The 19,884-nt window shown below is 72.4% G+C and carries 18 protein-coding genes; 5 read left to right on the top strand and 13 right to left on the bottom strand.

Translation table 11 applies throughout. The features are described 5' to 3' along the window. Positions 1-76: 76 nt before the first annotated feature. Complete coding sequence (locus F4554_RS07000; protein WP_179786633.1) at positions 77-943, top strand: GNAT family N-acetyltransferase; 867 nt, start codon at positions 77-79, stop codon at positions 941-943. A gap of 42 nt (positions 944-985) precedes the next feature. Here the strand turns inward: F4554_RS07000 and F4554_RS06995 are convergent, their stop codons facing one another. From F4554_RS06995 to yczE, 5 genes are all read right to left on the bottom strand, one after another. Then, a complete protein-coding gene (locus tag F4554_RS06995) occupies positions 986-1,855 on the bottom strand; it encodes an LLM class F420-dependent oxidoreductase (protein ID WP_179786632.1) in 870 nt (289 codons plus the stop codon). A gap of 43 nt (positions 1,856-1,898) precedes the next feature. After that, positions 1,899-3,311, bottom strand: coding sequence for a glutamate mutase L (locus F4554_RS06990; RefSeq protein ID WP_179786631.1), 1,413 nt, complete (start codon positions 3,309-3,311; stop codon positions 1,899-1,901). Then, positions 3,308-3,667, bottom strand: coding sequence for a nucleoside triphosphate pyrophosphohydrolase family protein (locus tag F4554_RS06985; protein WP_179786630.1), 360 nt, complete (start codon positions 3,665-3,667; stop codon positions 3,308-3,310). The genes F4554_RS06990 and F4554_RS06985 overlap by 4 nt, the downstream gene beginning before the upstream one ends. A 136-nt stretch (positions 3,668-3,803) precedes the next feature. Continuing rightward, positions 3,804-4,955 (bottom strand): cystathionine gamma-synthase, encoded by a 1,152-nt coding sequence (locus F4554_RS06980; protein ID WP_179786629.1) that lies wholly within the window; start codon positions 4,953-4,955, stop codon positions 3,804-3,806. After that, positions 4,952-5,686 (bottom strand): membrane protein YczE, encoded by a 735-nt coding sequence (gene yczE, locus F4554_RS06975; RefSeq protein ID WP_337795907.1) that lies wholly within the window; start codon positions 5,684-5,686, stop codon positions 4,952-4,954. The genes F4554_RS06980 and yczE overlap by 4 nt, the downstream gene beginning before the upstream one ends. Positions 5,687-5,885: 199 nt before the next feature. Here yczE and msrA point away from each other — a divergent pair, with 199 nt between their 5' ends. The 3 genes from msrA (at position 5,886) to F4554_RS06960 (ending at position 7,950) form a co-directional block, all read left to right on the top strand. Next, a complete protein-coding gene (gene msrA, locus F4554_RS06970) occupies positions 5,886-6,524 on the top strand; it encodes a peptide-methionine (S)-S-oxide reductase MsrA (protein ID WP_179786628.1) in 639 nt (212 codons plus the stop codon). Between the two features lie 531 nt (positions 6,525-7,055). Further along, the gene (locus F4554_RS06965) at positions 7,056-7,418 is read left to right on the top strand and encodes a YciI family protein (RefSeq protein ID WP_179786627.1); all 363 of its coding nucleotides are present in this window, start codon (positions 7,056-7,058) and stop codon (positions 7,416-7,418) included. 232 nt (positions 7,419-7,650) lie between these two features. After that, positions 7,651-7,950 (top strand): DUF6247 family protein, encoded by a 300-nt coding sequence (locus tag F4554_RS06960; protein ID WP_179786626.1) that lies wholly within the window; start codon positions 7,651-7,653, stop codon positions 7,948-7,950. 262 nt (positions 7,951-8,212) lie between these two features. Here F4554_RS06960 and F4554_RS06955 read toward each other — a convergent pair whose 3' ends face one another. Beyond that, on the bottom strand, positions 8,213-8,569 hold the full coding sequence (locus F4554_RS06955; RefSeq protein ID WP_179786625.1) for a hypothetical protein: 357 nt from the start codon (positions 8,567-8,569) through the stop codon (positions 8,213-8,215). Between the two features lie 266 nt (positions 8,570-8,835). Between F4554_RS06955 and F4554_RS06950 the strand changes: the two genes are divergently transcribed. Continuing rightward, complete coding sequence (locus F4554_RS06950) at positions 8,836-10,110, top strand: helix-turn-helix domain-containing protein (RefSeq protein ID WP_179786624.1); 1,275 nt, start codon at positions 8,836-8,838, stop codon at positions 10,108-10,110. Between the two features lie 8 nt (positions 10,111-10,118). Here the strand turns inward: F4554_RS06950 and F4554_RS06945 are convergent, their stop codons facing one another. The 7 genes from F4554_RS06945 to F4554_RS06915 form a co-directional block, all read right to left on the bottom strand. Continuing rightward, entirely contained in the window at positions 10,119-10,454 is a 336-nt protein-coding gene (locus F4554_RS06945) for a YnfA family protein (protein ID WP_179786623.1), read from the bottom strand. A gap of 75 nt (positions 10,455-10,529) precedes the next feature. Continuing rightward, complete coding sequence (locus tag F4554_RS06940; protein ID WP_202889178.1) at positions 10,530-11,747, bottom strand: uroporphyrinogen-III synthase; 1,218 nt, start codon at positions 11,745-11,747, stop codon at positions 10,530-10,532. Next, on the bottom strand, positions 11,747-12,154 hold the full coding sequence (gene nirD, locus F4554_RS06935; protein ID WP_179786622.1) for a nitrite reductase small subunit NirD: 408 nt from the start codon (positions 12,152-12,154) through the stop codon (positions 11,747-11,749). The genes F4554_RS06940 and nirD overlap by 1 nt, the downstream gene beginning before the upstream one ends. Next, positions 12,151-14,721: a nitrite reductase large subunit NirB gene (gene nirB, locus F4554_RS06930; protein ID WP_179786621.1), complete on the bottom strand. Its 2,571-nt coding sequence runs from the start codon at positions 14,719-14,721 to the stop codon at positions 12,151-12,153. The genes nirD and nirB overlap by 4 nt, the downstream gene beginning before the upstream one ends. Continuing rightward, positions 14,718-16,166: an FAD-dependent oxidoreductase gene (locus F4554_RS06925; RefSeq protein WP_179786620.1), complete on the bottom strand. Its 1,449-nt coding sequence runs from the start codon at positions 16,164-16,166 to the stop codon at positions 14,718-14,720. Before F4554_RS06925 ends, nirB begins: the two co-directional genes overlap by 4 nt. Beyond that, complete coding sequence (locus F4554_RS06920; protein WP_179786619.1) at positions 16,163-18,292, bottom strand: molybdopterin oxidoreductase family protein; 2,130 nt, start codon at positions 18,290-18,292, stop codon at positions 16,163-16,165. The genes F4554_RS06925 and F4554_RS06920 overlap by 4 nt, the downstream gene beginning before the upstream one ends. Before the next feature lie 87 nt (positions 18,293-18,379). Beyond that, positions 18,380-19,786 carry an MFS transporter gene (locus F4554_RS06915; RefSeq protein WP_179786618.1) on the bottom strand — a complete coding sequence of 469 codons (1,407 nt, stop codon included), beginning with the start codon at positions 19,784-19,786 and terminating at the stop codon, positions 18,380-18,382. Positions 19,787-19,884: the final 98 nt, after the last annotated feature.

The raw sequence follows: 19,884 nt of genomic DNA, 5'->3' as shown, positions 1-19,884 counted from the left end.
CTCGCAGTGCATGATCGCGTGCCGAACACCTTGGTTCACGGCCTTTGCAGGACACCGCGGCGGGGCAGGTTTACTCGTGGTGACGAACGACATGAACCCGACCAGCGCGGGCGAGCCAGGAGCGGTCAGGGTCGGGCCGATCGAGGACCCGGCGCGACTGCCCGAGGCGGTCGAGCTCTACCGGACGGTGCTGGACCTGGGACCCGGCGACCCGGCGGTGAGTCCCCGGCTGCTCGCCGGGCTGCCCCGCAACGGCGGCTCGGTGATCGGTGCGTACGCCGGAGACGCACTGGTGGGTTTTGCGTACGGCTACGTCGGCCGGGACCCCGTGACCGGCGAGGTCTACCACTACTCCCAGGCCGCCATGGTCGGCCGGGACTGGCAGGGACGCGGGGTCGGGCGCGCGCTGAAGCAGGGGCAGCGGGAGTACGTCCTGGCCACCGGACTCACCCGGATGCGCTGGGCCTACGACCCGGTCCGCGCCCGCAACGCGCACTTCAACCTGGACGTGCTGGGCGCGCAGGGCCGGTGGTTCGTCCGGAACCTCTACGGCCCGGACACCCACGGGCTGGGCGCCGCCGAGCCCACCGACCGGCTGGTCGTGGAGTGGGACCTGACCGGCGCGCCGTCACCGCCATCGGGTCCGGTCGCGGGTCCGGTCGTGGGTCCGGCAGCGGGCCTGGCTGCTGACCGGTTGCCGGCGTGGGGCGAGTCGGTCCCGGCCGGGGACGACCTGCTGCTCGGCATACCACGGACGTGGTCGCGGGCGGAGCCGGAGCCGGGCAGGGCTGCACAGGTTCGGGCCGCGGTACGCGACGCGCTGGAGTCCGCACTGGATCAGGGGTACGTCGCGGTGTCGTGCGGTGCGCCGCCACCGTCCGCAGGGACCGGCGGTGGCGCCCGCACCGACACCGCGTACTACCGGCTTCGCCGGGAGGCCTGACCACGCCGAGCCGGCGGTCCGCTCGCGAACCTCGGCACGCCCTCAGCCGACCGAGCGCAGCTTGGGCAGGACTTCGGCGACCTGCTCCGCCCGCGCCACGGCGTCGTCGCCGCGGACCACGACGATCACCTCGCCGATCCCCACCCGGGCGTAGGCCTCGGCCTGCCGCAGCAGGTGGTCGGTGCCCTCGTCCGCGCGGATCTGGACCGTACGGCGGATCTGCGCCGGGTCGCGGCCGACGTCGTGGCAGTGCCGGTCGAGCACCCCGGACAGTTCGGCGATCTCCTCGACGGAGCCGCCCGCGGCGTTCCAGGCGTCGGCGTACTGCGCGACGATCCGCAGGGTCCGCTTGCGCCCGCTGCCGCCGATCCACAGCGGCGGCCCCGGCTTCTGCACCGGCTTGGGGTTGGCCAGCGCGTCGGTGAGGTGGTAGTGCTCGCCGTGGAAGGTGGTCTTCGGCTCGGTCCACAGCGACCTGATCACCTGACAGGCCTCGTCGAACCGGTCCAGGCGGCCTTTCACACTGCCCAGGTCGATGCCGAGCATGGCGTGTTCGATCTCCGCCCACGCCGCACCCAGGCCGAACTCCAGCCGGCCGCCGGACAGGTGGTCGACGGTCACCGCCATCTTCGCCAGGACGGCCGGATGGCGGTAGGTGACGCCGGTGACCATGCAGCCGATTCGCACCCGCTGCGTGCTCTCGGCCATCGCCGCGAGCAGGGTCCAGCCCTCGAACACGTCGCCCTCCGGGTCACCGTGGATGGCGGCGAAGTGGTCGAAGTTCCAAACGCTGTCGAAGCCGGCCTGGTCGGCCAGCTTCCACACGCGGCGCAGGTGGTCGACCGTGGTGTTCTGGGGTGCGAGCTTGACGCCGACTCGCAGGCCCGGGGAGTTGTCCGCGACAGAAGTCATGCGCCAGTCTTACCGCGCCGGGCCCGGACCGGCGAGTGGGCGTTCACGGTCGTACGGCCGACGCCAGCCGGGCGGCGAGCGCGGCGGCCGCGTCCGGGTGGTCGGGCGCCAGCAGGCCGACGGCCGCGAGGACGTAGTCACGGTCCACCGCGAGGTCCGGACGCTCGGGAAGCAGCCGGCCGTGCCCGCCGGCTCCGGCCAGCCCGGTCGCCGCGACTTTCCGGGCAAGCTCGGGGTCCACGTGCCGCAGCAGCCCGCCCGACCCCACCAGCAGGCCCACCTCGCGCAGGTCCTTCCCGGCGCGGTCCACCGTCGGTCCCGCCGGACCGGTGACCACCTGGGACCGTCCGGCGTGCCGGCGCAGGGCCAGCTTGACGGCGAGTTCTGCCAGGCGTACGTCGATGTCAACCTCTTCTTGCGTCATGGCGACGAACCCCGGATCCTCCTTGCGGCGTTCGGCTTCTGCTGTCAGCTCCGCGGCATAGGGCTTGCCTCCCGCTTCGTCCGTCTCGTCGAGCAAGCGCGCCTTGACGGCCGCTCGTACGATCTCCGGCGCGTTCCACCGCAGGCCCAGATCGCCCTCGACGGTGCGGCTGACCGGCAGGGTGGCGACGACCTCCCGGCCCAGCCCGGCGTCCTCCGGATCGGGTTCGACCACCGAGTGCACGTCGGTGGTGGCGCCGCCGACGTCCACCACGACCACGCCCGGCACCCCACGGGCGCGGGCCAGCACCTCCACCCCGCGCAGCACCAGGTCGGGCGTGGCACCCACGACGATCCGGGCGAACTCCTCCCGCCGGGACAGGTGCTTCCCGCCGATCACGTGCCGGACGAACATGTCCCGGATCGCGGCTCTGGCCGGGTCCGGGCATACCACGCCGATACGCGGCAGAACGTTGTCGGTGACCACCGCCGCGACCCCGGCGTCGGTCAGCACCCGCGCCACCTCCGCACCGCAGACGGCGTTCCCGGCCACGACGACCGGAGCGGTGGAGGTCGGGGCCGCGGCCGCGAGCGCCCGCGCGTTGGCCCGCAGCACCGCGGTGTTGCCACCGTCGGTGCCGCCGACCAGCAGGACGAGGTCGGGTGCCGCTGCCGCCAGTTCGGTCACCGCGGCGGAATCGAGGACGCCGGCCGCCACGTGGACCACCCGGCCGCCGGAGGAGGTGGCGACGCGTTCGCCGGCCTCGACCGTCACCAGTCGCTCGTTGCCGACGACCGCGATCCGCAGGCCGCCGCCGGCGCTCGAGCACGCCCGCACCGGCCAGGTCGGTTCGTCACCGGTCGCCTTCGCGAGGTCGGTACGCAGGACGTCCAGCGCCTCCATCAGGTCGGTGCCGATGGTGGTGCGATGGCTGCCGGTGGCAACCAGGCTCCCGACGGTCACGTCGACCAGGGCGGCCTTGGTGAACGTCGACCCGAAGTCGACGCACAGGATCCGTGTGGAGCCGTTCACGGCGCGCTCGACGGCGGGTCCGCCAGCCGGGCGGAGATCGCCTCGTCCAGCTCGCCGATCGTACGCCGGAACTCCGTGTCCAGGTCGACGTCGTACAGCCTGGCGAGCACGAGGACCGACCACAGGCAGTCGGCCAGCTCGTGGTGCAGCGCCTCCCGGCCGCCCGGCATGTGCCGCGCGCCCTCCTGGGCCATCACCAGCTTGGCCAGGTCACCGACGTCGCCGACGAAGCCGAGCATGAACTCCTCGCGGTTCCAGGTGCGCCCGCGTTCGCGCTGGTTGAGCTCGTCGTAGAGGGCGTGCACCCGCATCGCGCGTTCGGTGAGCTGGTCGAGATCAAGCCGGTCGCCTGTCATCGGCCCAGCGTAGAGGAGGCTCACCGGCCGATTGGCGGGAGAAAGTGCCTACACATAAAGGGGATGTGTCTACGTTTTCTCGGTCGCGAGTGCCGGCCGCGCGTCCGGCCTTCGGACCGGACAGCAGGGAGAAAACTCAGCCGAGGGCTTGGGCGAGGTCCTCCAGCAGGTCATCGACGGTCTCGATGCCCACCGAGAGCCGCACCAGGTCGTCGGGCACCTCGAGCGGCGAACCCGCCGCGCTGGCGTGCGTCATCCGGCCCGGGTGCTCGATCAGCGACTCGATGCCGCCCAGCGACTCGGCGAGGGTGAACACCCGCGTGCGCTCGCAGACCTCTGCGGCCGCCGCGGCACCATCGGCGTGCCGGAACGACACGATGCCGCCGTACCGCCGCATCTGCTTGGCCGCGACCTCGTGCCCCGCGTGCTCGGGCAGCCCGGGGTAGAGCACCTGGCGCACCTTCGGGTGGGCCTGCAGGAAGGAAGCGATCCGCTCGGCGTTGTCGCAGTGGCGTTCCATCCGTACGGCAAGAGTCTTCAACCCGCGCAGCACCAGCCACGAGTCGAACGGCCCGGCCACCGCGCCCATGGAGTTCTGGTGGAACGCCAGCCGCTCGCCGAGCTCGGCGTCGGCGGCGACCAGCGCGCCGCCCACGACGTCGGAGTGGCCGCCGCAGTACTTCGTCGTCGAGTGCACCACGACGTCGGCGCCCAGCGTGAGCGGCTGCTGGAGATACGGCGAGGCGAACGTGTTGTCGACCACCAGCAGCGCGCCGGCCTCGTGCGCGACGTCGGCCAGGGCGGCGATGTCGGCGACCGAGAGCAGCGGGTTCGTCGGCGTCTCCACCCACACCACGGAGGTCGGCCGGGCCTGGACGGCAGCCCGGACCGCCGTCACGTCGGACACGTGCGCGGGCGTGTGCTCGACCCCCCACGGCTGGGCGACCTTGGAGAAGAGCCGGTAGGTGCCGCCGTAGGCGTCGTTGGGGATGACCACGTGGTCGCCGGGCCGGCAGACGGTCCGCAGGAGGGTGTCCTCGGCGGCCATGCCGCTGGCGAACGCGAACCCGCGTACTCCCTGCTCCAGCGCGGTCAGGCATTCCTCCAGCGCGCCGCGGGTGGGGTTCTGCGTACGTGAGTACTCATAGCCCTGCCGAGGCCGGCCCACGCCGTCCTGCGCGTAGGTGCTGGTGGCGAAGATCGGGGTGATCACCGCGCCAGTTGCCGGGTCGGGCTCCTGACCTGCGTGAATGGCCTGGGTCTCGAAGCCGCGGTGCTGCTCGCTCATGACCCCGAGGCTATCCGGGACGGTGCCGGCCGGCGGGGACCAGGCCGGGTCGGCACGGTGAGTCGCGGCAGCAGCACGTGCACGAGTGGGCCGATCCCGAGCGCGTACACCACCGTGCCGATGCCGACGGTGCCGCCGAGCAGCCAGCCGACCGCGAGGACCACGACCTCGATGGAGGTACGGACAACCCGGACCGATCCCCCGGTTTTCCGGACCAGACCGGTCATCAGGCCGTCCCGAGGTCCCGGCCCGAGGCGGGCACCGATGTAGGCGGCCGTGGCGACGGCGTTCAGGACGACCCCGCCGAGCATGAACGCGATCCGGGCAGCCATCGGGTCCGGGGCCGGCAGCACCGCGAGGGTGAGGTCGACCGCGACCCCGACGAGGAGCGCGTTGCTCACCGTGCCCAGCCCGGGCCACTGGCGCAGCGGGATCCAGGTCAGCAGGACGGCCAGGCTGACCAGGATCACGATCGTTCCGAACGACAGCGGCATGCGTACGGCCAGGCCCTGGTGAAAGACGTCCCACGGGTCCAGGCCGAGGTCGCCACGGATCAGCAGCGCCATCGAGATGCCGTACAACGCCAGTCCGGCGTACAACTGGGGCAGTCGGCGACCGAGTCGGCCGGTACGCAGCGCGGCCAGCGGACCGGATGCGTCCCTCGGCGGTGGTTCGTGATCGCTGGGCGGTTGGCCATGATCGCCATACGGTTGGCCATGATCGTTGGGCACCGTACGATCCTGCGCTACGCCCGCCCGCGACTTCCACCTGGGTCGAGCGCCACGCCGCGGGAGTCCGTGCCCCGTGCCCCGCGGCAGGGAATCGCGGTCGGGGAATTCGGTACCCGCGGGCCCGCGTTGAGCCATTCGGGGAATCCCGTCCCGGAACGCCCCGTCGAGTACGCAGGTCGCAGCGAGGAGAGGGTGGCCCATGAGCTTGTTCCGACGAAAGGCCGAGATGCCCAGCCCAGAGAACGCACTGCCCGGCCGGCCCGAGCGCCCCTTCAAGGTCGCGGCGAGCCATCTCGTGCTCGGCAACCCGCTGGAGGGCCCGGTGCCCGACGGCTACGAGGTCGCGGTGTTCGGCCTCGGCTGTTTCTGGGGCGCCGAGGAGATCTACTGGCAGCTGCCGGGCGTGTGGTCCACCTCGGTCGGGTACGCCGGCGGCGTCACCCCGAACCCGACGTACGAGGAGGTGTGCTCCGGCCGCACCGGGCACACCGAGGCGGTGCGGGTGGTCTTCGACCCCGCGCGGGTGTCGTACGCAGATCTGGTCAGGACGTTCTTCACGGTGCACGACCCGACGCAGGGAATGCGCCAGGGCAACGACATCGGTACGCAGTACCGCTCGGCGATCTACTACACGACGCCCGAGCAGGCCGAGGTCGCCGAACAGCTACGCACGGCGTACGGCAAGGCGGTCGCCGACCGCGGGTACGGCGAGATCACCACCGAGATCGCGCCGGCACCGACGTACTACCTCGCGGAGGACGGGCACCAGCAGTATCTGGCGAAGAATCCGCACGGCTACCGCTGCCACGCCAACACCGGCGTGCCGTTCCCCGCATGAGGCCTCGACTACCGAGGCCAGGAGCATCGCCCGCGGAGACCAGATCGGGACTTTGGTCCTGACCGCCGCGGGCCCGAGGGCCCGTAGGCAGCCCGCGGGATGGGCGGGACGCTTGCTCCCGTGATGACGCTCCATATCTCGTTCGTCGTGTGCGCGGCACTGCTCGCCACCGCAATGGGACGCGGAGCGATCCACGGGCGGCCGTGCCTGACCGACTTCCTGTCGAGCCGCCTCGCCGAACGCGAGCAGGCTGCTCGACCTGTATCGATACGCGCAGCCAGGCCCGGTCCGCGACGGATACCTGACCGCGCTCCGGCTGATCGCCGAGGCGTACCGGGGCCACCCGGAGTACGACGACGCGTGGACCGTCAGACAGCTGTGAGGAGCCGAGGCGCGCCACGAGTGCCCCGGCCGTCGTCCTCGCCGACGTCGGGCCCGCCGTTCCCCGCATAATCGTGTCGATTTCGCCTCTCGCCGTTCGTCGAGGGGGTGCAGGCGGACACCTGGTCCGCCAGGGCGGGAGGAGCAACCATGGCCGAGTACCTCATCTTCTTCAACCAGCAGTGGGTCGGCGACCACACCGAGGAGTGGTTCCGCGGGCGCGGGCCGCTCGGCATGGCGGTCGTGGACGAGATGAAGGCTGCCGGCGTGTACGTCTTCGCCGGCGGGCTGGAGGAGGAACCCGAGAAGGCCTTCAGCGCCGATACGACCAGCGGCACCCTGATGATCACCGACGGGCCCTACGTCGAGACCAAGGAGTTCCTGGGCGGATTCACCGTGGTGGACGTGGCCGACGACGAGGCGGCCAGGCTGTGGGCCGGCAAGATCGCGGAGGCGTGCGGCTGGCCCCAGGAGGTTCGCCGCTTCAAGCCACGGCCGCCGTCCTCGTCCTGATGCTCTGCCCGCAGGCCACTGTCGGTGGCGCGCTCTGGATTCGGGCGCATGCCTACCGAGCCGGCAGACCTGGAGGCTGCACGCCCGTGCGGCCTCCAGTCCCGCGTTCGAGGAGGCAGAGCGTGCAGTACGCGAGAACGGGCGCGACGAGTTCGTTCCGATGGACGATGCCCTCCCAGGCTGGGCTGTGGCGCTCGCGGAACAGACCGAGGCTGCGCTGTAAGTTGAACGCATGACTGCCGAACCCTCGGAGCCTGTTGGATCGCCGGACCCTGGGGAAGATCCGGCCGCGATCTTCGAGCTACTTCCGGTGTCACATCGCGCCCAGTTCCGGGCCGAGTATGACCTGGCCCTCGATGCAGCACACGATCTTGCCCGGTTCACGCAGGTGAGGACCCTCCTGCAACAGTGGCGCCTACGGGCCATGGCCTACGCCCGGCCCGGATATCGGGAGGCGATACAGGACGGCATCGAAGGACGGGAAGACGCCTTCGTCCGGTACATCCCACCGGACTGGGTGGGCCGCTTGTGACTTACAAGTTCGATGGCTTCCACGGGCGGGCTTCTACGAGCTGAAACGGGCTGGCCGGCCGCTGCACTGACCCCGTTCGCATGGCCCTGACCGAGCTGGACCCGCGGTAAGAGCCGGAGCAGGTACGGCAGATCAACGATTTCGGCGCTGGATTTCCCAGCCGTACGCGCTGAAGCGCGGCCATGATTTGGCCTGGTTCACCCAGGGCGCGGCTGGGCCGGCGGCGCCGACGAAGCGACGCCGTCGGCCGTCCGAAAACGCGCTAGCGGCGGGCAGCTGTAGCGGGGACGGGCGCCTTCTTGGGCTTGCCCGTCTTGGAGCCCGTGCCCGGGGCCGTGCCGGCCTGAGTGGCCGCGCCAGCCTGAGTGGCCGCGCCAGCCGCGTCGGCCGCCTCGGATTCGGGGCAGCCGGACCGCGTGGCCTTCGCGATCACCTCGAACTCCCCGGGGAAGAGCACGGTGTAGCGGACGTCACTGTCCGCGCCGAGGTCGATCAGATAGGACCGGTCGGGCTTGTCGTGGGTGTCGAAGACGACTCCCTCGGTGCCGGTTTCGATGACCTGGAAACCGCTGCGGATCTCGACCGTGGTGCGTATTCGGTCTCCGAGTGCAACCTTCATGCCGTGGTCTCCTCAGGCGCGGGCCGCGGATCCCTGTTCCCTGCGCGACGGGTCGGCGTGGCCGGCGCGAGGCCGGTTCCGGCGACCCATCCGCCGCCGCACTGCTTCTCGTCGTGGATGTGCCTACCGCGTCACGTGGTCCCCGTCGCCGCCCGGCCGGCAGTCGGGGGTCCCCATGACGGTGATCAGTATGCAGAGAATACGCGGACGCCGCTCAGGAATCGCCTGATTTGCACGGCCCCTTTGTGACGGTTGACAATCGCGGGGTGAACGGCGCGCCTGAGGGCCGGTGGACATCGCGGGGAGCCGCGGCGGCCCGGCGCGCCCTGGACGAGCTGGCGGCCGAGGTGCCGACCGTCGTCTTCGAGCGTCCGAAGACCGGTTCGGCAGCCCGGTCCCGTCCCCGGGCGCGTCAGCACGGCCCGCCTCAGGACGCGGACGCCGGTTCGCCGGCCACCCCCGGGCAAGCGCCCACCGGCAGATCGCGGGACGAGCTGGCCGCGGTGATCGAGGAGAACGTCCACCGCTACTTCCGCGCCGCGGACGAGCACCGGCTGCCCACCCAGGCCGAACTCGCGGAGGTACGCGAGGACGCCGCCCGCCACGCCCGCGCGGAGGTACCCCTCGCCGAGCTGCTCTCCGCGTACCACCTGAGCTCTCGTACAGGCTGGGAGGAGGTCGTCTCGGCGGCCGACCAGAGCGAGCTGCGCCGGTGGAGCGAGCACCTGCTGGCGTACCTACGCTCCGTGACGTCCGCGGTCTCCAGCGGGTACGTCGAGGGGCACCAGGAGTTCCACGACGAGGAGAACACCGCCCGGCGGGCGCTGACCAGGGCGCTCCTGGCCGGCGAACCCGCGTCCGCCCACGCCGAGCGCGCCGGGATCAGCCTCACCACCAACCACCTGGTGCTGGTGTTCACCATCGGCGGCCCGGCCGACGTGACCGCCGAGAAGGTCGGTCACCTGATCCAGGAGGAGCTGGACGCCTACGCCGGAACGCCCGTACTCAGCGTGCTCGACGCGCGTCGCGGCGTCGCGCTCCTCCCCGCGCCGGGCGACACCCTGCCGTCGCTGGAGCTGGGGCTCACCTCGCTGGCCGAGCGCCTGGGCGTGGCGCTCACCGCACCGGTGCTGGTCGGCGCCGAACGCGCGGTCGGGCTGGCCGCGATCCCGGACGCGGTGGACCAGGCCGACGAGATCGCCCACCTCGCGTACGCCCTGGGCCGGCCGCCCGGCGCGTACGTCCTCACCGACGTGCTCCTGGAGTACCAACTCACCCGGCCGGGACCAGGAAGGGACCGGCTGGCCCGCATCCTGGACTGCCTGGACGGGCACCCGCACCTGGTGGAGACGCTGCTCGCCTACCAGCGCAGCGGGCACAACCGCCGGCAGGCCGCCGCCGAGCTCCACGTGCACCCGAACACCCTCGACTACCGCCTGAACCGCGTGTCCAAGCTGACCAGGCTCGACCCGGGCCGGCCGGCGCACGCCCAGCTGCTGGCGGCCGCAGTGATCGCGCGCACGCCGCTGACCGAGGACTGACGCCCGCGTCAGCGGCCACGCGGTGCGTACATGATCACGGCCACGCCGGCCAGGCAGATCGCGGCGCCGAGCAGGTCCCACCGGTCCGGCCGGAACCGGTCGACGACGACACCCCAGGCCAGCGAGCCGGCTACGAAGATCCCGCCGTACGCGGCCAGGATCCGGCCGAAGTTCGGGTCCGGCTGGAGGGTGGCGACGAAGCCGTACGCCCCCAACGCAATGATCCCGGCGCCGATCCAGAGCAGGCCGCGGTGTTCGCGCACACCCTGCCAGATCAGCCACGCACCACCGATCTCGGCGAGCGCGGCGACCACGAACAGAATCAGGGAGCGCGTCACCGTCACCCACCGGACGCTACGGCACAGCCATGCCGTGCCCGGGCTCCCCTGTCCTCACCATGCTCACCATGCTCACCGCGCTCACCGGCCGTCCACCGGGTCGACGGCGAGACGGTATCCCCGTTTGGTGACCGTACCGACGATGTGGGAGTCGCCCAGCCGGGCCCGCAACCGTGCGATCGCCATCTCCACCGCGTGCCCGTCGGCGCTGCGCGGCAGAGTGCGGAGCAGGTCGGCCCGGGAGACCACCCGGCCCGGACGTTCGACGAGCGCCCGCAGCACGGCCATCGGCGCCGGTGCGAGCATCCGCATCTCCCCGTCCACGACGACCGCGTGACCGCGGATCTCCAGCCGGTGGCCGGCCACGGCGACGTGCCGGGTCCGGTGCGCGGGCAGCCGGTCGGTCAGGGTGCGTACCAGTCCGCCGAGCCTGGCCCGGGCCGGTTGCAACGTCGGTACGCCACGCCCGGCGAGCGGCCCGGCGGCCACCGGGCCCACGCAGGCGGCGAGCACCCCGCTCCGGAACGCCTCGAGCACCGCACCCTCCTCCGCCCCCGACACCTCCAGCAGCGCGGCGGCCGCCGGTGCGCTGGTGAACGTGACCGCGTCGACGTAGCCGAGCTTCACCAGCTCCACCAGCCGGACCAGCGGCGCCACGTCCTCGGGCAGCACCCAGCGGTAGACGGGCACCTCGATCACCGAGGCTCCCGCGGAACGCAGCGCCGCCACGAAGTCCGGCAGCGGCTCGCCGTGCAGCTGGACCGCGATCCGCAGGCCGCGTACGCCGGCCGACAGCAGGTGGTCGAGCACCTCCTGCGAACACTCCGACGCGGGCGCCCACGTCTCGGTCAGCCCGGCCGCGCGGATCGCACCGCGCGCCTTCGGTCCCCTGGCGAGCAGTCGAGCTCCGGCCAGGGCGGACAGCAGCCCGTCGGCCAGCCCGGCGCTCTCCGCGGCCTCCAGCCAGCCCCGGAACCCGATCCCCGTCGTGGCCACCGCGACGTCGATGCCCTGCGCCAGGCACAGCCGGGTGGCCGCCTGCAGTGCCCTGTCGTCGGCCAGCGGGACGATCCGGATCGCCGGAGCCTCCACGACCCGCGCTCCCCGGCGTTCGAGGAGCGCGACGAGCTCCTCGCGGCGGCGGGCCGCCGTCACGCCCACGGTGAAGCCGGTGAGCGGCCGCAGTTCGGTCGAGGCCTCCGGCGGACTACCTGCCGGTGCCCGCGATGGTTCGATGCCCGCCACCCTTGGCGGCGGCAGCCCCGCGGAAGGGACCTCGCCCTGCTGGAACGGCGTCATCACCGGTTCCCGGGGGCGACCGAAACCACGCCACCGTCACAACGCACGGCGTACGTCGGCACGGAGACTCCCGGGGCGCCGAGGCACTGCCCCGTCCGCAGATCGAACGCCTGCTTGAACATCGGGGAGATGAGCACGGGCACCTCGCCGACGCTGCCGACGATGCCGCGGGACAGGACGTACGCGCCGGAGAACGGGTCACGGTTGCCGACGGCGTGGACCTGCCCGTCGTGGGTGCGGACGATCGCGACCTGCTCCGCGCCGACCAGTGCCGCGACGGGGCGCTCGGACAGCAGGTCGGTCGCGGCGCACACGGCGACCCAGGTCCTGTCCAGAGTGGTGCTCGGGGCCGGGTTCAGGCTGGTGCCCAAGGATGTGCCCAGGGACGTGCTCAGCACAGCTGTCATCTGTCGACCTCTCGTTGCGTACGCGTCGCCAGGGTGGGGCCGGCGACGAGGACGGGCGCGTCGGCGGGTACCGCCTGGCCGCGTTGGGTGACGAACTCGATCGAGGGATCCGGCGTTCCGGGCGCGTTGACGAACGACACGAAGCGGCCGAGCTTCTCCGGGTCGTTCAGGGTCGCCGCCCACTCGTCGCTGTAGTTCGCGACATGGCGTTCCATGGCCGCGTCCAGGTCTGCACAGATGCCGAGCGCATCGTCGACGATCACCGACCGGAGATGGTCGAGCCCACCGTCCATGCCCTCGATCCAGGCGGCGGTGCGCTGGAGCCGGTCGGCCGTTCGTACGTAGAACATCAGGAACCGGTCGATCGTACGGACGAGCGTCGGAGTGTCCAGGTCGGTGGCGAACAGGTCCGCGTGCCGGGGACGAAAGCCGCCGTTGCCACCCACGAAGAGGTTCCAGCCGTTCTCCGTGGCGATCACGCCGACATCCTTGCCCCGCGCCTCGGCACACTCGCGTGCGCAGCCCGACACCGCCGCCTTGATCTTGTGCGGGGAACGCAGGCCGCGATAGCGCAACTCCAGGTTGACGGCGAGGCTCACCGAGTCCTGCACGCCGTAACGGCACCACGTCGTACCCACACAGGACTTCACGGTCCGGACCGCCTTGCCGTACGCGTGCCCTGACTCCATCCCCGCGTCGACCAGCCGACGCCAGATCAGCGGCAGCTGCTCCACCCGGGCACCGAGCAGGTCGATGCGCTGGGCACCGGTGATCTTCGTGTAGAGGTCGAAGTCCCGGGCGACCTCGGCGATCACCAGCAGCTTGTCCGGCGTGATCTCCCCACCGGGGATGCGGGGAACGACGGAGTAGGTGCCGTTGCGCTGCAGGTTGGCGAGGAAGCGGTCGTTGGTGTCCTGCAGCGCTGCCTGCTCGCCGTCCAGGATGTGCCCGTTGCCCAGGCTCGCCAGGATGGAGGCGATCACGGGCTTGCAGACGTCGCAGCCCCGGCCGGTGCCGAGCTCCTGCACGATCCGGGAGAAGCTGCGCAGCTCGCGTACCCGCACCAGGTCGAAAAGTTCCTGCCGGGAGTACGCGAAGTGTTCGCACATCGCCCGGGACTGCTCCACGCCCGCGTGGGCGAGCAGCGTCTTCAGCAACGGCACGCACGACCCGCATCCGGTGCCTGCCCGGGTGCACGCCTTCAGCCCCGGGACGTCGGTGTGGCCGTCCCCGACCGCGGTGAGAATGTCGTCCTTGGTGACGGCGTGGCACGAGCACACCTGCGCTCCACCGGGCAGGTCGCCGGACACCTCGCCGGAGCCGAGGAAGTCGGCCAGCTTCCCGGGCAAGGGGCCGTTGACACTGGCCCGCAGCACGGCGTACGCCGAGGCGTCGCCGACCAGGATCCCACCGAGCAACGTCTGCGCGTCGTCGGTGAGCGCGAGCTTGGCGTAGATGCCGTGCGCCGGGTCGGAGTAGACCACGTCCAGCTCGCCGGCCGGCGTGCCGAAGCTTGCCACGTCCACGCCGAGCAACTTGAGCTTCGTCGAGGTGTCCGCGGCCGCGAACGTGTCGTCACCGCCCAGCAAGCGGCTCGCCACCACCTCGGCCATCGCGTAGCCGGGCGCCACCAGGCCGTGCACCTGCCCGTCGACGTTCGCGCACTCCCCGATCGCGTAGACGGCCGGATCGGACGTACGGCAGGTGCTGTCAACCACCACGCCGCCGCGCGGGCCGACCTCGAGGCCACACCCACGGGCGAGGTCGTCACGAGGACGGACCCCGGCCGCGAAGACAACCGTGTCCACGTCGATGCCCGGCTCGACGTCGGCAGCGTCGGCTGCGGCTGCGGCGTCGGCTGCCTCGGCCACGGCGGCATCGGCGGTGGCGTCCGTGGCGAACACCATCCGCTGCACGCCGCCGTCCGGCCCCGCCTGCAGGCGTTCGGTCCTCGTGGCGGTGTGCACGGAGAGGCCGAGTGTCTCGACGTGGCGGCGCAGCATCGCACCGCCGGCCTCGTCCAGCTGCATCGGCATCAGCCGGGGCGCGAACTCCACCACGTGGGTGCGAAGTCCCAGCAGGCGAAGGGCGTTCGCGGCTTCCAGCCCGAGCAGGCCGCCGCCGACCACCGCGCCCGCGTGCCGCCCGGCACAGTAGTCGGCCAGTGCTTCCAGGTCGTCCAGGGTGCGGTAGACGAAGCAGCCCGGCAGGTCGCTGCCCGCCACCGGCGGCACGAACGGGTAGGACCCGGTGGCCAGCACCAGGGCGTCGTACGGGTACGCACCCCGCGCGGTGGTGACCACGCGGCGGTCCCGGTCCACCGACAGCGCGGGCTCACCCAGTCGCAGGCTGACCTGCGCGGCCTCGTCGTAGAACCCTTCGGGCACCAGCGAGAGTTCCTCCGCCGACGTGCCGGTGAAGTACGCCGACAGGCCCACCCGGTCGTACGCGGGGCGGCTCTCCTCGGCGAGCACCGTCACCTCCCACCGGCCCTCGGTGTCCCGGGCTCGCAGCGCCTCCACGAACCGCTGCCCCACCATGCCGTTGCCGACCACGACGAGCTTCATGCGACCACCTCCTCCGGTGCGGGGGTGTGCGCCGGGCCGGCGGACAGCGCGGCGACGAACCCCTCGATGGTGTCGCGGCAGCCGCCGCAACCTGTACTTGCGCGGGTGACCCGCGCGACCTCCTCGGTGGTACGCGCACCGGCCAGCCAGGCGGTGGCGATGCCGCCGGCGGTGACGCCGTTGCACCGGCACAGCGTGTCCCCGGCGGCGGGCACACCCGGTGACCCGTTCGCGGCCGGGCCGGTGCCGGGGCGGGCGAACAGCAGCGACCGGGCGTCCACCGGCACGGGGGCGTCCCGGTCGAACAACTGCGTGACCGTGCCGACGCTCGGGTTGTCGCCGAGCATGATCGCCCCGACCAACCGGCGTTCGCGGATGAGCACCTTCTGGTAGACGTGGCGTGCCGGGTCGGCGAAGGTCACCACCTCGGTGGCCTCGTCGCGTACGTGCGGGTCGCCCATCGTGGCCAGGTCGACGCCGGGCGCCTTCAGCCTGGTGACCAGGCGCGACCCGGCGTACCTCCCGCCGAGCCCGGCGACCACCCCGGCCGCCACCCTGGCCTGTTCCCACGCCGGCGCGACCAGGCCGTAGACCCGTCCGCGGTGTTCGGCGCAGTCGCCGAGAGCGTGGATCGCCGGGTCGGACGTACGCATCCGGTCGTCCACCACGATCCCCCGGCCGGTGCGCAAGCCGGCATTGACAGCGAGCCCGGTGTCCGCCCGGACACCGCACGCGACCACCAGCAGGTCGGCGGGGATCCGGTTGCCGTCCTCCAGGACGACGCCCCGCACCCGGCCGTCCTCGTCCCCGACGACGGCCGCGGTCGACGCCTCGAGCAGCGCCTCGACGCCGAGTTCGGCGAGCGTGCTGGTGAGGATGTGGCTGGCGTCAAGGTCGAGTTGACGCTCCATCAGGTGGCCGCGGGCGTGCACCACGCGGGCACGAAGTCCTCGCCGGGCAAGGCCGCGCGCGGCTTCCAGGCCGAGCAGCCCGCCGCCGAGCACCACGACGTCGCGGGCACCGCGCGCCGCGGCAACGATCCGCCGGCAGTCGGCGAGGGTACGGAACACCGCCGCCCCTTCGACGAGCGAGCCGTCGTCGCGGCACAGCCCCTTCACCGTCGGGATCACCGGCCGGCTTCCGGTGGCGAGCACCAGCGCGTCGTACCGCGTCCGGCTGCCGTCGTCGGCGTACACCACCCGGCGGTCCGGGTCGATCGCGGTGACGGTGACCCCGGTGCGCAGGTCCAGCGCCCCGGACGGCTCGGGCAGCGCCAGGTCGTCCGGCGTGAGCCGCCCGGCCAGCACCTCCGGCAGCAGGATCCGGTTGTACGCTCGGCCGGGCTCGGCGCCGAAGACGACCAGCGGCCGGTGCGGGTCGAGGGCACGCAGGTCGGCCGCGAACCTCGTACCGGCCATCCCGTTGCCCACCACGACGACGCTCATCGGCTCGCCTCCGCCCGCTCGCGCACCACGCGGCCCACAGGTTCCAGCCGGACCGCGCAGACCTTGAACTCCGGCATCCGTGACGTCGGGTCCAGCACCGGGTTGGTGAGGACGTTGGCCCGCCCGGAACCCGGCCAGTGGAACGGCATGAACACCGTGTCCACCCGGATCGTCTCGGTCAGCCGGGCCGGTGCCACGGCGACGCCGCGCCTGCTCACCACCCGTACGTCGTCGCCCTCGGCGATGCCGTGGCGTTCGGCCAGCACCGGATGCACCTCCACGAACGGTCCCGGCGCCGCCTGCGCGAGCGCGGCGACCCGCCTGGTCTGGGCACCGCTCTGGTACTGCGCGAGCACCCGGCCGGTGGTGAGGTAGACCGGGTACGCCGCGTCCACGTCCTCCACCGCCGGCCGGTGGTCGACCGGGACGAACCTCGCCCGGCCGTCCGGTGTGGCGAAGCGGTCGAGGAACATCCGCGGCGTGCCCGGGTGCGCGGGCGCCGGGCACGGCCAGAAGACGCCGCCCTCGGCGTCGATGCGCTCGTAGCTGATCCCCGCGTAGTCGGCGGGACCGCCGGCACTGGCCCGGCCGAGCTCGGCGAACACGCGCGCGGGTTCGGTCTCCACCGCCGGCCCGCGGCCCAGCGCGTCGGCGAGCCCGGCCATGATCTCCAGGTCCGTGCGCACCTGCCCGGGCGGCGGGCGCAGCCGGCGGCGCCGGATCACCCTGCCCTCCAGGTTGGTCATGGTGCCGTCCTCCTCCGCCCACTGGGCGCTGGGCAGCACCACGTCGGCGAGGTCGGCGGTCTCCGAACGCACCAGGTCGGCGACCACCAGCAGGTCGAGGGCCGCGAGTCGTTCCTCGACCCGTGCGGCTGCCGGCGCCGACACGACCGGGTTGGTGCCGAACACCAACAGGACACGAGGTCCGCCCGGCCGGCCGAGGGAGTCCAGGAGTTCGTACGCGCTCGGACCGGGACCGGGCAGGTCGGCCGGGTCCACACCCCAGACGGCGGCGACGTGCGCCCGGGCGGCCGGGTCGTCGATGCGGCGGTACCCGGGCAGTTGGTCGGCCTTCTGCCCGTGCTCGCGCCCGCCCTGCCCGTTGCCCTGCCCGGTGAGGCAGCCGTATCCCGAGCCCGGCGTGCCCGGCAGCCCCAGTGCCAAGGCCAGGTTGACGAACGCGCTCACCGTGTCGGTGCCCTTGGCGTGCTGTTCCGCGCCGCGTCCGGTGAGCACCATCGCCCTCCCGGCGGTGGCCAGCAGCCGTACCGCCTCCCGTTGCTGCGCCACCGGCACGCCGGTGATCCGCTCGACGCGTTCGGGCCAGTAGCTCATCGCGATCGGCCGGACGCCGGCCAGACCGTTCGTACGCGCCGCGACGTACTCGGTGTCGGCGTACCCCTCCACCAGCGCGACGTGCAGCATGCCCAGCGCGAGCGCCAGGTCGGTGCCGGGCGTGGGTTGCAGGTGCAGCCTGGCCCGCTCGGCCGTCGGCGTACGCCGCGGGTCGACGACGATCAGCCCACCGGTGTCCGGTCGCGGCGCGGTGAGCACACGCAGGAACGGCGGCATGGTCTCCGCCGCGTTGCCGCCGACGAGAAGCACCACGTCGGCCGCGGCGATGTCGCCCAGCGGGAACGGCAGTCCGCGGTCGAGCCCGAAAGCCCGGTTGGCGGCGGCCGCCGCCGACGACATGCAGAACCTGCCGTTGTAGTCGATGTTCGGCGTACGCAGGACGGTCCTGGCGAACTTCCCCAGCACGTAGGCCTTCTCGTTCGTCAGCCCGCCGCCGCCGAGCACCGCCACGGCGCCCGGCCCGTGCTCGGCCTGCACCCGCGCGATCGTCGCCGCGACGGTGCCGAACGCCCTCTCCCACGACACGGGCGCGAGCGCCTCACCTCGAAGGGCCCGCACCAGCGGCGTGCGCAGCCGGTCGGAGGACGTGAGGAGTGAGGCCGCCGTCCAGCCCTTCTGGCACAGGGCGGCGGCGTTGTCGCCGTGCGCTCGGGGGGCCACCAGCACTCCCCCGGAGGCCGGCCCCGAGTCCGGCGTGGCCCTGAGCTCCATCCCGCACTGCAGGGCGCAGTACGGACAGTGCGTCGCCACCGGCGCGGAATCGGACATGTCGTCGAGCCTGCGGTCCCACCGTTTCACGCCTGGGTCCCCTCTGTTTCGAGTCTGTCAACGCACGCTCACCGATCCACGGATCGCTCAGACCGCCGCCTCGGCCAGGCTCGGCATCCGGGCCACCAGCAACTGCCGGCGCAGGTAGCACCACCAGGTCACGCCGAGGCAGAGTGCGTAGAAGGCGGCGTACGCCAGGACCGCCGTGGCGACCGAACCCGTCGCGCCGAGCGAGGCGCCGTACGCCCGCGGGATCAGGAACCCGCCGAAGGCGCCGACCGCGGAGATGATCCCGACCGCCGCGCCGGCCTCGGTCAGCGCCGCCCGCCGGGCACCCGCGACCCCGGCCCGCTCGTCCCGTTCGCCCTGCCGGGCGAAGATCGCCGGGACCATGCGGTACGTCGAGCCGTTCCCCACACCGCTGGCAACGAACAGCACCGCGAACGCCGTGACGAACAGCCCCAGCGACCCCGAGTTCACCGCGGCCAGCAGGACCGCCATCCCGGCCACCATCGCCGCGAAGACCGCACAGGTCACCCGGGCGCCGCCCCAGCGGTCGGCCAGCCAGCCCCCGACCGGCCGCACCAGCGACCCGACCAGGGCACCGAGGAACGCGTACTTCGTCGCACCCGAGTCCGGGAACACGGTCTTCGCCAGCAGCGGGTACGCCGCCGAGTAGCCGATGAACGAACCGAACGTCCCGATGTAGAGCAGCGACATCACCCACGTGTGCGGGCGCTTCGCCGCCGCCAGCTGCCCCCGGATCGGCGCCTTCGACACGGTGAGGTTGTCCATGCAGAACCACGCGAGCACCGCCGACACCACGATCAGCGGCACCCACATCAGCCCTGCGTACGCGAGCGTCCCCGCGCCCGCGGCGAGCACGACCGGCACCAGGAACTGCACCGTGCTGGTGCCGAGGTTCCCGCCGGCGGCGTTCAGGCCGAGGCCGAGCCCCTTGGTCCGTTCGGGGAAGAAGAACGAGATGTTGGTCATCGACGAGGCGAAGTTGCCGCCGCCGAACCCGGCCGCGGCGGCGACGAGCAGGAACACCCAGTACGGCGTGGCCGGGTCGCTCACCGCGAGCGTCATCGCCACCGTCGGCACCAGCAACAGCAGCGCACTCACCACGGTCCAGTTGCGGCCTCCGAACCTCGGCACCGCGAACGTGTACGGCAACCGCAAAATCGAGCCGACCAGGCTGGGCAGCGCCACCAGCCAGAACAACTGGTCGACGGAGAACGCGAAACCGGCGGCGGGCAGCGCCACCACGGTCACGCTCCACACCAGCCAGACGGAGAACGCGAGGTGCTCGGCGAACACCGACACCAGCAGGTTGCGGGTCGCCACCCGGCGGCCGGTGCGCTGCCAGAACGCCGCGTCCTCCGGCTCCCACCGGTCGATCCACCGGCCGCCGAGCCGGCCCCTGGTCGTCGGCGTGGTCCCCTCCGGCGAATCTGTCGGTGAATCTGTCGGCGTCTGCGTTGTGCTCACGGCGTCCTCCCACGACGGCGCCCACAGCGGGGCACGGTTACCCGGTCGTGGCGACGTTAGGAAGGCCCTGTTTCAGCCGGAGTCACCCGAAGGCCGTG

The sequence above is a fragment of the Actinopolymorpha rutila genome, assembly GCF_013407855.1.
Classification (GTDB): domain Bacteria; phylum Actinomycetota; class Actinomycetes; order Propionibacteriales; family Actinopolymorphaceae; genus Actinopolymorpha; species Actinopolymorpha rutila.
The sequence above is the reverse complement of the archived record's forward strand: the minus strand, read 5'-3'. Positions and strand labels throughout refer to the sequence as shown.

Bases quoted from the DNA above. Each gene is read 5' to 3' on its own strand.
- F4554_RS06995 (WP_179786632.1), bottom strand. From the start codon at position 1,855: ATGACTTCTGTCGCGGACAACTCCCCGGGCCTGCGAGTCGGCGTCAAG.
- F4554_RS06985 (WP_179786630.1), bottom strand. From the start codon at position 3,667: ATGACAGGCGACCGGCTTGATCTCGACCAGCTCACCGAACGCGCGATG.
- F4554_RS06980 (WP_179786629.1), bottom strand. From the start codon at position 4,955: ATGAGCGAGCAGCACCGCGGCTTCGAGACCCAGGCCATTCACGCAGGT.
- msrA (WP_179786628.1), top strand. From the start codon at position 5,886: ATGAGCTTGTTCCGACGAAAGGCCGAGATGCCCAGCCCAGAGAACGCA.
- F4554_RS06965 (WP_179786627.1), top strand. From the start codon at position 7,056: ATGGCCGAGTACCTCATCTTCTTCAACCAGCAGTGGGTCGGCGACCAC.
- F4554_RS06960 (WP_179786626.1), top strand. From the start codon at position 7,651: ATGACTGCCGAACCCTCGGAGCCTGTTGGATCGCCGGACCCTGGGGAA.
- F4554_RS06955 (WP_179786625.1), bottom strand. From the start codon at position 8,569: ATGAAGGTTGCACTCGGAGACCGAATACGCACCACGGTCGAGATCCGC.
- F4554_RS06940 (WP_202889178.1), bottom strand. From the start codon at position 11,747: ATGACGCCGTTCCAGCAGGGCGAGGTCCCTTCCGCGGGGCTGCCGCCG.
- nirD (WP_179786622.1), bottom strand. From the start codon at position 12,154: ATGACAGCTGTGCTGAGCACGTCCCTGGGCACATCCTTGGGCACCAGC.
- nirB (WP_179786621.1), bottom strand. From the start codon at position 14,721: ATGAAGCTCGTCGTGGTCGGCAACGGCATGGTGGGGCAGCGGTTCGTG.
- F4554_RS06925 (WP_179786620.1), bottom strand. From the start codon at position 16,166: ATGAGCGTCGTCGTGGTGGGCAACGGGATGGCCGGTACGAGGTTCGCG.
- F4554_RS06920 (WP_179786619.1), bottom strand. From the start codon at position 18,292: ATGTCCGATTCCGCGCCGGTGGCGACGCACTGTCCGTACTGCGCCCTG.